Here is a 12,565-nt window from a genome sequence, read left to right as displayed (position 1 = left end):
GGCTAAGGCAGCTCGATGCCCAGGTCCCAGCCGTCGTGGGCGTGGGTGCACAGGCAGGCGCGGGATTCCGTCGGGGGCAGGGCGGCCACCGCGTCGAAGAGGACCTCGCGCAGGCGGCCGACGTTCTCGCCGAAGACCTTGAGGACCTCCGTGTGGGAGACCCCTTCGCCCGTCTCCGCGCCCGCGTCCAGGTCCGTGACCAGTGCCATCGAGGTGTAGCAGAGCCCCAGCTCGCGGGCGAGGACCGCCTCCGGGTGGCCCGTCATGCCGACCACCGACCAGCCGGCCGCGGCGTGCCAGCGGGACTCGGCGCGGGTGGAGAAGCGCGGCCCCTCGATGACGACCATGGTGCCGCCGTCCACCGGCTCCCACTCCCGCCCGCGCGCCGCCGCCAGCGCCACCGAGCGGCCCACCGGGCAGTACGGGTCGGCGAAGGTGGTGTGCACGACGTTCGGGACCGAGCCGTCCGGGAGCGGCTCCCCGTCGAAGAAGGTCTGGGCGCGGGACTTCGTACGGTCGACCAGCTGGTCGGGGACGAGCAGGGTGCCCGGGCCGTACTCGGGGCGCAGGCCGCCGACCGCGCAGGGGCCCAGCACCTGGCGGACGCCCACGGAGCGCAGCGCCCACAGGTTGGCCCGGTAGTTGATCTTGTGCGGGGGCACGGTGTGGCTGTGGCCGTGCCGGGGCAGGAAGGCCACGGTCCGGCCGGCGAGCTCACCGAGGTAGAGGGAGTCGCTGGGGGGCCCGTAAGGCGTCTCCACCTGGATCTCGGAGACGTCCTCCAGGAAGGAGTAGAAGCCCGATCCGCCGATGACACCGATCTCTGCATTCGCCATGCGGCCACCCTAACGGGGCATGCCGAAGGCCCCGCTGTCCCGTGGGGACGGCAGGGCCTCGGATGAACCGGTGAAGCCTTGGAGCCGGTGAAGCCTTGGAGCGCGTCAGGCGGCCGACGAGCTCGACGACGACGAGGAGGTCGAGGTCGAGGACGACGAAGCCGTCGAGGACGAGGACGCGGCCGGGGTGGCGGCGGGCGTCGATGCGGGCTTCGAGGCAGGGGTGCTGCTCGACGAAGCGCCGCGGCTGTCGTTCCGGTAGAAACCGGATCCCTTGAAGACGATGCCGACCGCGGAGAACACCTTCTTCAGGCGTCCGTCGCAGCTCGGGCACACGGTCAGTGCGTCATCGGTGAACTTCTGCACGGCCTCAAGGCCCTCACCGCACTCGGTGCACTGGTACTGGTAGGTCGGCACGAATTTCCTCCTGGCACTCTGACTCAATGAGTGCTAACGACGCTCCATGGTGACGTATTCCGGCGGATCAGTCCACCGTCACCGGCACGCGGTGACCCAGACCACGCTCGTTCACACCCGCGGCGGGTGCCGCGGAGGTGGCCGAAGCGGCCGGCTTGGACGAGCTGACGATCCGGCTCGGGGCCTTCGGGGCCAGCTTCGCACGCAGCGCCAGCAGGATGGCCAGCGCGAGCACGGTGGCCACCATCGGCACGAGGAAGCCGTACGAGGACCCGTGCGCGTCCGTCAGGCGGCCGGCCAGGGTCACGGCGCCGGCCTGCCCGAAGGCGACGCCGCCGGTGAGCCAGGTGAAGGCCTCGGTCCGCGAGGTGGCCGGGACCAGCTGCTCGATCATGGTGTAGCCGGTGATCAGCGCGGGGGCGATGCACAGACCGACGACCAGGCCGAGCGCGCCGAGCAGGATCATCGAGTTCGCGGCCCACAGGACCGAGGCGGCCGCGGTGAGGCCGATGTAGCCGAGGATCAGGCGGCGGCGCGGGCCGATCTTCCAGGCGATCGCGCCGCAGGCGATGCCCGCGATCATGTTGCCCGCGGCGAAGACGCCGTAGAGCAGACCGTTGGCGCCCGGGTTGCCGATTTCCTCGGAGAAGGCGGCGAGCGAGACCTGCATGCCGCCGAAGACGGCGCCGATGCCGATGAAGGCGACGATCAGGACGCGCAGGCCGTGGAACGACAGGGCCGGAGCGTGCTTCTCACCGTGCGCCGGGCGGGCGACGGGCTTGGGCTGCGTGGCGCGCTGGGCGGCGAAGAGCAGGCCGCCGATCAGGGTCAGCGCGGCCTCGGTGACCAGACCGGCCGCCGGGTTGATGCCGGTGCACAGCGCGGTGGCGAGCACCGGGCCGACGACGAAGGTGAACTCGTCGGTGACGGACTCGAACGCGGCGGCCGTGGGCAGCAGCGGGGAGCCCTCGAGCTTGGCCGCCCAGCGGGACCGGACCATGGGTCCGACCTGCGGGACGGATGCACCGGCGGGGACGGCCGCCAGTGCGAGCGCCCAGACGGGCGCACCCAGCAGCGCGAACGCCACCAGGGAGCTGACGGCGGTGGCGTGGATCAGGGCCACCGGGACCAGCACGGCACTCTGGCCGTGGCGGTCGATGAGCTTGCCCATGACCGGGGCGAACACGGCCATGGAGATACCGGTGAAGGCGGCGACGATGCCGGCGCTGCCGTAGGAACCGGTGGTGTGCTGGACCAGCAGCAGGATGCTGATCGTCAGCATGCCGAAGGGGAGTCGCGCGGCGAATCCCGGGAGAACGAAGCCGAGGGCGCCGGGCGTGCGCAGGAGCTGCCCGTAGCCGGGTCGGGTGGACGTGGCGGACTTGTCGGTCGTGACCGCGGATGTCACGGCCTGGCCTTTCCGCTGCCTGGTAGAACTCCCCGTCTGCGGACGATGCACCGCCTTGTGAGCGATCGCACCCGTACATGTGGGAGCCCCGAGAGCTGTCCTCTTGCGCAAAACCGAGTGATACCTGGGCGCCCACTGCGGGAGGGAGCCACGGCCGCTTTGCGGTCGCGCCAGCTCTGCGTCAGGCAGAGTTGGTTCGATGTGTTGTTCCTTTATCGTACAGGCAGATCGACCGATACGCCCTGTGATTAGGGCTACAGGGCGTGTCTTCACCTGCGATTAACTGGAACTTCGCATTCAAGTCCCACGTAATCAGGGGTGAATGCGGACAAAACCCGCCGAAAATGCTGAATTAGAGCGCCGCTCTAACCCTTGCCGGAGCGCTTGGCGGAGCCCTTCCCGGACCCCTTGGAGCCCTTGCCGGAGCCTCTGCCCCTCCCGCCCCCGCCGCCGTCCCCGTTCTCGTTCCCGCCGGTCCCCAGCCATCCCGCCAGCTTGCCGCCCCGGGCCACCGCCCGCAGCCGCGCCTCGGCCGCGTCCCGTACCGGGTCCGTGGCCACCACCAGCAGCTCGTCCCCGCGCCGCAGCACGGTCGACGGCGCCGGTACGAAGCTGCGCGCGTCCCGTACGACCAGCGTGACGGAAGCCCCCGGCGGCAGCCGCAGCTCGCTCACCTCGACCCCGTGCATCCGCGAGGCGGGCGGGATCGCGAAGGACAGCAGGTGCCCGCGCAGCTTCTCCAGCGGCGCCGATTCGATCCCCAGGTCGGAGGCGGCCTCGTCGCTGCTGCCCAGCTTCAGCTTGCGCGCGAGCCACGGCAGGGTCGGGCCCTGGACCAGGGTGTAGACGACGACCAGGACGAAGACGATGTTGAAGACCCGCTCGCTGCCCTCGATCCCGGACACCATGGGGATGGTCGCAAGGATGATGGGTACGGCCCCGCGCAGGCCCGCCCAGGACATGAGGGCCTGCTCCTGCCAGGGCAGCCGGAAGGGCAGCAGCGAGACGAAGACCTCCAGCGGTCGGGCCACCATCGTCAGCACCAGCCCGATGATCACCGCCGGCCAGAAGTCGTGGACCAGCTCGTGCGGGGTGACCAGCAGGCCCAGCAGCACGAACATGCCGATCTGGGCGATCCAGCCGAGACCGTCGGCGAACCCCCGGGTGGCGGGCCAGTGCGGGAGCTTCGCGTTCCCGAGGACCATCGCCGCCAGGTACACCGCGAGGAAGCCGGAGCCGTGCGCCATCGCGCCGGCCGCGTACGCCGTGATCGCGATCGCCATCACGGCGATCGGGTAGAGGCCCGAGGCGGGCAGCGCCACGTGCCGCAGCCCGTACGCGCCCAGGAAGCCCACCGCCAGGCCGATCGCGACGCCGATCGCCAGCTCCAGGGCGATCTTGCCTATGAGGACGTACCACTGGTCGACCGGCCCGACGGTCGCGAAGGCCACGACCAGGATGACGACGGGGGCGTCGTTGAAGCCCGACTCGGCCTCCAGTACGCCCGTGATCCGGGAGGGGAGCGGGACCTTGCGCAGGACCGAGAAGACGGCCGCCGCGTCGGTCGAGGAGACGACCGCGCCGATCAGCAGGGCCTGCCGCCATTCGAGTCCGACCAGGTAGTGCGCGCCCGCCGCGGTCACGCTCACGCTGACGGCGACGCCGACCAGCGACAGCACGATCGCGGCCGGCAGGGCCGGCTTGATCTCTTTCCACTTGGTGCCCAGACCGCCCTCGGCGAGGATCACGACGAGCGCGGCATAGCCGATCACCTGGGTCAGCTCGGCGTTGTCGAATACGACGTTGCCGATGCCGTCCTGGCCTATGGCGATGCCTATGCCGAGGTAAATGAGCAGGCTGGGGAGTCCGCTGCGCGAAGAGACGCGCACCGCCGCAACGGCGACGAGCAGCACGAGCGAGCAGACCAGCATGAGCTCATTGAGCGTGTGGACAGTCAGCGGGCGGCCCTTTCCTCGAGTGCCGGGCGACGGCGGAACGGGGGACGTCGGCTGACGGATCGTTCCGGCGCGGGCACGGACGGCAAGTACTTCGTTACCTTACCTAATCTTTGACGCGCCCTTTACTCACTAGCCACATTGTGAAACGCCCGCGGGGCCCTGTCCTCATGACCCGTCGTCACGAGCCGTCGGCAGGGGCGGACCACGAGCTCGACCCCTGGCGGATCAACGGGGGCGGTCCTGCGCCTATGGTTGCTCCCAGCACTCCCAGGACCACCCTGCCCCTCTAAGGACAGCGATGCCCGCCAACGAAACCGCCCCTTCCGTCAAGAAGAAGGGACGACGCGCCCGTCTGATCGTGCTCGTCCTGGTGCTGGCGCTCTTCGCTGGCCTCGGGTACGGCGCGTACTGGAGCGTCGACAGCGTGCGGGCCTCGTTCCCGCAGACCACCGGCTCCCTCAAGGTCCCCGGACTGACCGGGACCGTCGACGTCAAGCGCGACGCCAACGGAATCCCCCAGCTGTACGCCGACTCCGACGACGACCTCTTCCGCGCGCAGGGCTTCGTGCACGCGCAGGACCGGTTCTGGGAGATGGACGTACGCCGCCACATGACCTCCGGGCGGCTCTCGGAGATGTTCGGCTCCGGCCAGGTCGAGACGGACGCGTTCCTGCGCACGCTCGGCTGGCGCCAGGTCGCGCAGCAGGAGTACGACACCAAGCTGTCGACCGAGACGAAGAAGTACCTGCAGGCCTACGCCGACGGGGTCAACGCATACCTGAAGGGGAAGTCCGGCAAGGACCTCTCCGTCGAGCACGCGGCCCTCAAGCTCAGCGACGGCTACCAGCCCGAGCAGTGGACGCCGGTCGACTCGGTGGCCTGGCTCAAGGCGATGGCCTGGGACCTCCGCGGCAACATGCAGGACGAGATCGACCGCGCGCTCATGACGGGCAAGCTCTCGCAGGCGCAGATCGACGAGCTCTACCCGCCGTACCCCTTCGAACGGAACCGTCCGATCGTCGAAGGCGGCACCGTCAAGGGCGGCAAGTACACCCCCGCGGCCGGTCCCGGCTCCGGCAGCCCCGTGGGCTCCGGCTCCACCACCGGCGGGCAGGGCGGCACCAACGGCTCCCAGGTCTCCACCCAGACCGTCGGCGAGACCGGCCTGGCCGGCAACGCCACCGCCCAGGGCGCCACCGTGGGCCTGCGCACGCAGCTGGGCGCGCTGGCCGACACCCTCGACGAGATCCCCGCGATCCTCGGCCCCGCCGGGAGCGGCATCGGCTCGAACTCCTGGGTCGTCTCGGGCAGGTACACGACCACCGGCAAGCCGCTGCTCGCGAACGACCCGCACCTCTCCCCGCAGCTGCCCTCGGTCTGGTACCAGATGGGCCTGCACTGCCGGGCGGCCTCGGCCTCGTGCAAGTACGACGTGGCCGGCTACACCTTCTCCGGCATGCCGGGCGTGGTCATCGGCCACAACACCGACATCGCCTGGGGCATGACCAACCTCGGCGCCGACGTCACCGACCTCTACCTGGAGCAGGTCAAGCCCGAGGGCTACGTCTACGACAACAAGGTGCTCCCCTTCGCCACCCGCGAAGAGGTCATCAAGATCGCCGGCGGCGGCGAGAAGAAGATCACCGTCCGGTCCACCAACAACGGTCCGCTGATCTCCGACCGCAGCGACGAGATCACCACGGTCGGCGCCCGCGCCCCCGTGACCAGCGCCGCCCCGGACCGCGGCAACGGCTACGGGGTCTCCCTGCGCTGGACCGCGCTGGACCCCGGCAAGTCGATGGACGCCGTCTTCTCGATCAACCGGGCCAAGAACTTCCAGGAGTTCCGCACGGCGGCCCGCGACTTCGAGGTCCCCTCGCAGAACCTCATCTACGCCGACAACAAGAACAACATCGGCTACCAGGCCCCCGGCCGCATCCCGATCCGGGGCGGCGGCGCGGACGGCAAGATGCCGGCCCCCGGCTGGGACTCCAAGTACGCCTGGAAGGGCGGCAGGGACGGCGGCGCCGGCTACGTCCCTCCGGACGAGATGCCGTGGGCGTACAACCCCGACCGCGGCTTCATCGTGACGGCGAACCAGGCCGTCACCGAGAGCGGCACCGGCGCGGGCAAGTACCCGTACCTGCTGACCACCGACTGGGGCTACGGGGCCCGCAGCCAGCGGATCAACGACCTCATCGAGGCGAAGATCAAGGACAGCGGGAAGATCTCCACCGACGACATGCGCACCATGCAGATGGACAACAGCAGCGAGATCGCCGCGCTGCTGACCCCGCTGCTGGCCAAGATCGACGTCTCGGACCCGGACGTCCGCTCCGCGCAGAAGCTGCTGGAGGGCTGGAACTACACCCAGGAGCCCGACTCGGCGGCCGCCGCGTACTTCAACGCGGTCTGGCGCAACATCCTCAAGCTGGCCTTCGGCGACAAGATGCCCAAGGAGCTGCGGGTCGAGGGCAGCTGCATGAACGTCCCCGAGCAGACCACCGGGCCGGCCGACGACCTCGCCAAGATGGTCCGCGAGTGCGGTGAGCGCGACTCCGACTCGGCGCAGCCGGACGGCGGCGACCGCTGGTTCGAGGTGGTCCGCCGCCTGGTCAAGGACGAGAACTCGCAGTGGTGGCAGTCGCCCGCCGTCGGCCGCACTGTGGCCGCCACCACCAACCGCGACCAGCTCTTCGCGCGGGCCATGAAGGACGCGCGCTGGGAGCTGACCGCCAAGCTCGGCAAGGACCAGTCGACCTGGAGCTGGGGCCGGCTGCACCAGTTGATGCTCAAGAACCAGACGATCGGCACCGAGGGCCCCGGCTACCTCCAGTGGCTCCTCAACCGCGGCCCCTGGAACCTGGGCGGCGGCGAGGCCACCGTCAACGCGACCGGCTGGAACGCCTCCAGCGGGTACGCGGTCACCTGGGTGCCGTCGATGCGGATGGTCGTGAACCTCGCCGACTTCGACAAGTCCCGCTGGATCAACCTGACGGGCGCCTCGGGGCACGCGTACCACGACCACTACACGGACCAGACGACGATGTGGGCCAAGGGCGAACTGCTCGACTGGCCCTTCGGGAAGGACGCCGTGGCCAAGGTCACGGTCGACACCCTGACCCTCCAGCCCGAGGGCTCGTGACCGGCCGGTTCAGGCGCTGAAGCGGAGCACCCCCGACGGGGTGGCCACCGCTCGTACGGGGTGGTCGTGCGGTTCCTCCGGGACCCGCGCGACCACCTCGTCGTCGTAGAGCAGCACGACCAGCGCGGGATGGGCCCCGGCGCGCTCCAGCCGCTCCAGCACCCGGTCGTACGAGCCGCCGCCCCGGCCGAGCCGCATCCCCCGCCGGTCCACGGCCAGTCCGGGCAGCAGGACGGCGTCGGCGCCGGTCACCGCGTCCGGACCGAGGCGGGGACCGGCGGGCTCCAGGAGCCGCATCTTCCCCGGGTGCGCGGCCTCGGCCAGGCTGTCCGGGCCTTCGTACGCCGCCCAGTCGAGGTCGTTGTCGGGCAGCAGGACGGGCAGCAGCACCCGGGTGCCGGCCGCCCGCAGGGCGTCGAGCAGCTCGCGGGTGCCGGGTTCGGAGCCGATGGAGACGTAGGCGGCCACGGTGTGGGCGGAGCTGAGTTCGGGCAGCTCCAGGGCGGAGCGGGAGAGGGCGCGGGCCGCCGTGCGGAGAGTGTCGGCGGACAAGGCGCGGCGGGCGGCGAGGAGTTCCCGGCGCAGGTCCGTCTTGGCCCTCGAAGGCTGGTTCTGTGTCACGGCTGGCTCGTATCCGTTTCTATCGGGGTAAACCTGAACATGTTCATCTGTACCTCGCATGGCCCCGTCCACGAGCGACTATCGTTCCGCTCATGACTCAGTTGCACCCCGTGATCAAAAAGGCCGTCATCCCGGCGGCGGGCCTCGGTACCCGGTTCCTCCCCGCGACCAAGGCGACACCCAAGGAAATGCTCCCTGTGGTGGACAAGCCGGCCATTCAGTACGTCGTCGAAGAAGCCGTGTCGGCCGGGCTCGACGACATCCTCATGATCACGGGTCGCAACAAGCGCGCTCTCGAAGACCACTTCGACCGCAACTACGAGCTGGAGTCGGCGCTCATCGCCAAGGGCGACGACGACCGGCTCAAGAAGGTCCAGGAATCCAGCGACCTGGCCACCATGCACTACGTCCGCCAGGGCGACCCCCGGGGCCTCGGCCACGCCGTGCTGTGCGCCGAGCCGCACGTCGGCCGCGAGCCCTTCGCCGTCCTCCTCGGCGACGACCTGATCGACCCCCGCGATCCGCTGCTGCGTCAGATGGCCGACATCTACGCCCGTACCGGCGGCACCGTCGTCGCGCTGATGGAGGTCGACCCGGCGAGCGTGCACCTCTACGGCTGCGCCGCCGTCGAGTCCACGGGCGAGGAGGACGTGGTCCGGATCACCGGGCTCGTCGAGAAGCCGGACCCGCAGGACGCCCCCAGCAATTACGCGGTCATCGGACGCTATGTCCTCAACCCCGCGATCTTCGACATACTGCGGGAGACCGAGCCGGGCCGCGGCGGTGAGATCCAGCTGACCGACGCCCTGCAGAAGCTGGCCGCCGACGAGACCGTCGGCGGCCCGGTGTACGGCGTGGTCTTCCGGGGCCGCCGCTACGACACCGGAGACCGCGGGGACTACCTGCGGGCCATCGTCCGGCTCGCATGCGAGCGTGAGGACCTGGGCCCGGAGTTCCGCACCTGGCTTCACCAGTACGTCACGGAGGAGATGTAGGACCTTGAGCAAGCCCGAAGCACCGCAGGACCCTGCCGCCCAGCGCCTCTGGTCGGTGGACGAGCACCTGGCGGACGTCCTCGGCACGGTCCGGCCGCTGGAGCCCATCGAGCTCCAACTGCTGGACGCCCAGGGCTGTGTCCTCGTCGAGGACGTCACCGTGCCCGTGGCCCTGCCGCCCTTCGACAACAGCTCGATGGACGGCTACGCCGTCCGGACCGCCGATGTCCAGGGCGCCAGCGAGGAGTTCCCCGCGGTGCTGACGGTCATCGGGGACGTGGCGGCCGGCGACGGCGAGCTGCCGACCGTGGGCCCCGGCCAGGCCGCCCGCATCATGACCGGCGCCCCGCTGCCCCCCGGCGCGGAAGCCGTCGTACCGGTCGAGTGGACCGACGGCGGCACGGGCGGCGGCGCCGCCTCCGGAATGACCCCCGCCAGCGAGTCGCCCAAGGGCGCCGCGGGCGAGGTACGGGTCCACCGCGCGGCCGAGGCGCGGGCGCACGTCCGCTCGCGCGGCAGCGACGTACAGGCCGGGGACCTCGCGCTCGCCGCGGGAACGGTCCTCGGGCCGCCGCAGATCGCCCTGCTGGCCGCCATCGGGCGGGGCACCGTACGGGTGCGGCCGCGCCCGCGCGTGGTCGTCCTGTCCACCGGCAGCGAACTGGTCCAGCCCGGCGAGGCCCTGACGGCCGGCACGATCTACGACTCCAACAGCTTCGCCCTGGCCGCGGCCGCGCGGGACGCCGGGGCCATCGCCTACCGGGTCGGAGCCGTCGCCGACGACGCCGACACCCTGCGCTCCACCATCGAGGACCAGCTCATCCGGGCCGACCTGCTGGTCACCACGGGCGGGGTCAGCGTCGGCGCGTACGACGTGGTCAAGGAGGCCCTCACCGCCGTCTCCACCGGCGAGGACGGGGTGGACGGCGCGAGCATCGACTTCCGCAAGCTCGCCATGCAGCCCGGCAAGCCCCAGGGCTTCGGCACCATCGGCCCCGACCACACCCCGCTGCTGGCCCTGCCCGGCAACCCGGTCTCCTCCTACGTCTCCTTCGAGCTGTTCGTGCGCCCCGCGATCCGCGCCCTCATGGGCCTGCCCGCCTCCGAGGTCAGCCGGCCGAGCGTGCGCGCGGTGCTCAAGGCGGACAAGGCCATCGGCTCCCCGGCGGGCCGCCGGCAGTTCCTGCGCGGCAGGTACGACGCGGAGAGCGGCACGGTCAGCCCGGTCGGCGGATCGGGCTCGCACCTGATCGCCGCGCTGGCGCACGCCGACTCGCTGATGGTCGTACCGGAGGACGTGACCTCGGTGGAGCCCGGGGCCGAGCTGGAAGTGGTCCTGCTCGGCTGAGGTCCCGCGGATGCGGGTAGCGTGTTGCACCACACAGGCCCTTGCGGGGCCCGGACGGGAGCGGCACGCAGATATGAGTACGCAGAGCAGCGCCGGCGGCGCCGCCGGCACCAGGCTGACGCACATCGACGAGGCCGGCGCGGCCCGGATGGTCGACGTCTCGGCGAAGGACGTCACCACCCGGACGGCGCGGGCCAGCGGCCGCGTGCTCGTCTCTCCCCGGGTCATCGAACTGCTGCGGGGCGAGGGCGTGCCCAAGGGCGACGCGCTCGCCACCGCGCGGATCGCCGGGATCATGGGGGCGAAGAAGACCCCCGACCTGATCCCGCTGTGCCACCCGCTGGCCGTCTCCGGAGTGAAGGTGGACCTGAAGGTCACCGACGACGCCGTCGAGATCCTCGCCACCGTCAAGACCACGGACCGCACGGGCGTCGAGATGGAGGCGCTGACCGCCGTCGCGGTCGCCGGGCTCACCGTCATCGACATGGTCAAGGCCGTCGACAAGGGCGCGGTCATCACCGACGTGCGGGTCGAGGAGAAGACGGGCGGCAAGTCCGGCGACTGGGCGCGCTCGTGAACGCCCCGCGCGGCGGCGAGGTCCACAGCCACGCACACGCACACGCCCACGCCCCTGCCCAGGAGGCGGACCCGGTGCCCCCGCAGACCCCCTCGCTGCGCGCGCTGGTGGTCACGGCCTCGAACCGGGCCTCGCAGGGCGTGTACGCGGACAAGGGCGGCCCGGTGCTCGCCGAGGGCCTGCGCGCGCTCGGCTTCGCGGTGGACGGCCCGCGCGTGGTCCCCGACGGGGACCCCGTGGAGGCGGCCCTGCGCGAGGGCGTGGCCGCCGGTTACGACGTCATCCTGACCACCGGCGGCACCGGCATCTCGCCGACCGACCGGACCCCCGACGCCACCGCCAGGGTCCTGGACTACGAGATCCCGGGCATCCCGCAGGCGATCCGCGCCGAGTCCCTGGCGAAGGTGCCCACCGCGGCCCTGTCCCGGGGCCTGGCGGGCGTGGCCGGACACACCCTGATCGTGAACCTGCCCGGTTCCACGGGCGGGGTCCGCGACGGGATCGCGGTCCTGTCCCGCGTCCTGCTGCACGCCGTCGACCAGATCCGCGGCGGAGACCACCCCCGCCCCGAGGCCAGACCGCCGGGGAGCGCGAGCTGAACGGCCCCTCCTGGCCGGTGGTGCTGGCGGACGGCGACGTCACGCTCCGGCCGATAAAGCTGCGGGACCAGGCCGCCTGGCGCGAGGTCAACCGCCGCAACCGCGACTGGCTCCGGCCGTGGGAGGCGACGATCCCGCCGCCCGCGCCCTGGGGGCCGGTGATCCAGCGGCCGACGTACCGCCAGATGGTGCGCCACCTGCGGGCGGAGGCGAACGCGGGGCGCATGCTGCCGTTCGTCATCGAATACCAGGGCCGCCTGGTGGGCCAGTTGACGGTCGCGGGGATCACCTGGGGCTCGATGTGCGCGGGCCACGTCGGCTACTGGGTGGACCGGGACGTGGCGGGCCGCGGTGTGATGCCGACGGCGGTCGCGCTGGCGGTGGACCACTGCTTCGGCAAGGTGGGGCTGCACCGGATCGAGGTGTGCATCCGGCCGGAGAACGGTCCGAGCCGGCGGGTGGTGGAGAAGCTCGGCTTCCGCGAGGAGGGGCTGCGCCCGCGCTACCTGCACATCGACGGGGCCTGGCGCGATCACCTCGTGTACGCGCTGACGACGGAGGAAGTGCGGGAGGGGCTGCTGCGGCGCTGGCACCGTGAGCGCCATCCCCACGGTCCCGCGTAGTCCTCCGAACAATAGAAATCCGATATTTGTTCGAATTC

The 12,565-nt window shown here is 71.2% G+C and carries 11 protein-coding genes; 6 read left to right on the top strand and 5 right to left on the bottom strand.

Annotation, left to right across the window (positions count from 1 at the left end):
- Positions 1–2: 2 nt before the first annotated feature.
- From AC061S_RS07180 to AC061S_RS07165, 4 genes are all read right to left on the bottom strand, one after another.
- Complete coding sequence (locus tag AC061S_RS07180) at positions 3–836, bottom strand: S-methyl-5'-thioadenosine phosphorylase (protein WP_478684988.1); 834 nt, start codon at positions 834–836, stop codon at positions 3–5.
- A 105-nt stretch (positions 837–941) separates the two neighbouring features.
- Positions 942–1,253: an FmdB family zinc ribbon protein gene (locus AC061S_RS07175; protein ID WP_327253141.1), complete on the bottom strand. Its 312-nt coding sequence runs from the start codon at positions 1,251–1,253 to the stop codon at positions 942–944.
- A 67-nt stretch (positions 1,254–1,320) separates the two neighbouring features.
- Positions 1,321–2,661, bottom strand: a complete 1,341-nt coding sequence (locus tag AC061S_RS07170; protein ID WP_478684987.1) for an MFS transporter — start codon at positions 2,659–2,661, stop codon at positions 1,321–1,323.
- A 365-nt stretch (positions 2,662–3,026) separates the two neighbouring features.
- Entirely contained in the window at positions 3,027–4,592 is a 1,566-nt protein-coding gene (locus AC061S_RS07165; protein WP_478684986.1) for a potassium/proton antiporter, read from the bottom strand.
- Positions 4,593–4,917: 325 nt separating this feature from the next.
- On the opposite strand from AC061S_RS07165, the gene AC061S_RS07160 reads away from it, so the two are divergent.
- Entirely contained in the window at positions 4,918–7,764 is a 2,847-nt protein-coding gene (locus AC061S_RS07160) for a penicillin acylase family protein (protein WP_478684985.1), read from the top strand.
- Positions 7,765–7,773: 9 nt separating this feature from the next.
- Here AC061S_RS07160 and AC061S_RS07155 read toward each other — a convergent pair whose 3' ends face one another.
- Positions 7,774–8,385: a 5-formyltetrahydrofolate cyclo-ligase gene (locus AC061S_RS07155; RefSeq protein ID WP_478684984.1), complete on the bottom strand. Its 612-nt coding sequence runs from the start codon at positions 8,383–8,385 to the stop codon at positions 7,774–7,776.
- 92 nt (positions 8,386–8,477) lie between these two features.
- Between AC061S_RS07155 and galU the strand changes: the two genes are divergently transcribed.
- The 5 genes from galU (at position 8,478) to AC061S_RS07130 (ending at position 12,527) form a co-directional block, all read left to right on the top strand.
- On the top strand, positions 8,478–9,380 hold the full coding sequence (gene galU, locus AC061S_RS07150) for a UTP--glucose-1-phosphate uridylyltransferase GalU (RefSeq protein WP_478684983.1): 903 nt from the start codon (positions 8,478–8,480) through the stop codon (positions 9,378–9,380).
- A gap of 4 nt (positions 9,381–9,384) precedes the next feature.
- Positions 9,385–10,728, top strand: a complete 1,344-nt coding sequence (glp, locus tag AC061S_RS07145) for a molybdotransferase-like divisome protein Glp (protein WP_478684982.1) — start codon at positions 9,385–9,387, stop codon at positions 10,726–10,728.
- A 73-nt stretch (positions 10,729–10,801) separates the two neighbouring features.
- Positions 10,802–11,305: a cyclic pyranopterin monophosphate synthase MoaC gene (moaC, locus tag AC061S_RS07140; RefSeq protein ID WP_243335354.1), complete on the top strand. Its 504-nt coding sequence runs from the start codon at positions 10,802–10,804 to the stop codon at positions 11,303–11,305.
- Positions 11,302–11,904, top strand: coding sequence for a MogA/MoaB family molybdenum cofactor biosynthesis protein (locus AC061S_RS07135; protein WP_478684981.1), 603 nt, complete (start codon positions 11,302–11,304; stop codon positions 11,902–11,904). The genes moaC and AC061S_RS07135 overlap by 4 nt, the downstream gene beginning before the upstream one ends.
- Positions 11,905–11,921: 17 nt before the next feature.
- The gene (locus AC061S_RS07130; protein WP_478684980.1) at positions 11,922–12,527 is read left to right on the top strand and encodes a GNAT family N-acetyltransferase; all 606 of its coding nucleotides are present in this window, start codon (positions 11,922–11,924) and stop codon (positions 12,525–12,527) included.
- Positions 12,528–12,565 lie beyond the last annotated feature (38 nt).

The organism is Streptomyces sp. CA189 (assembly GCF_056428985.1).
Note: the sequence above shows the minus strand (reverse complement) of the source record. Positions and strands in the feature narration are given on the sequence as shown.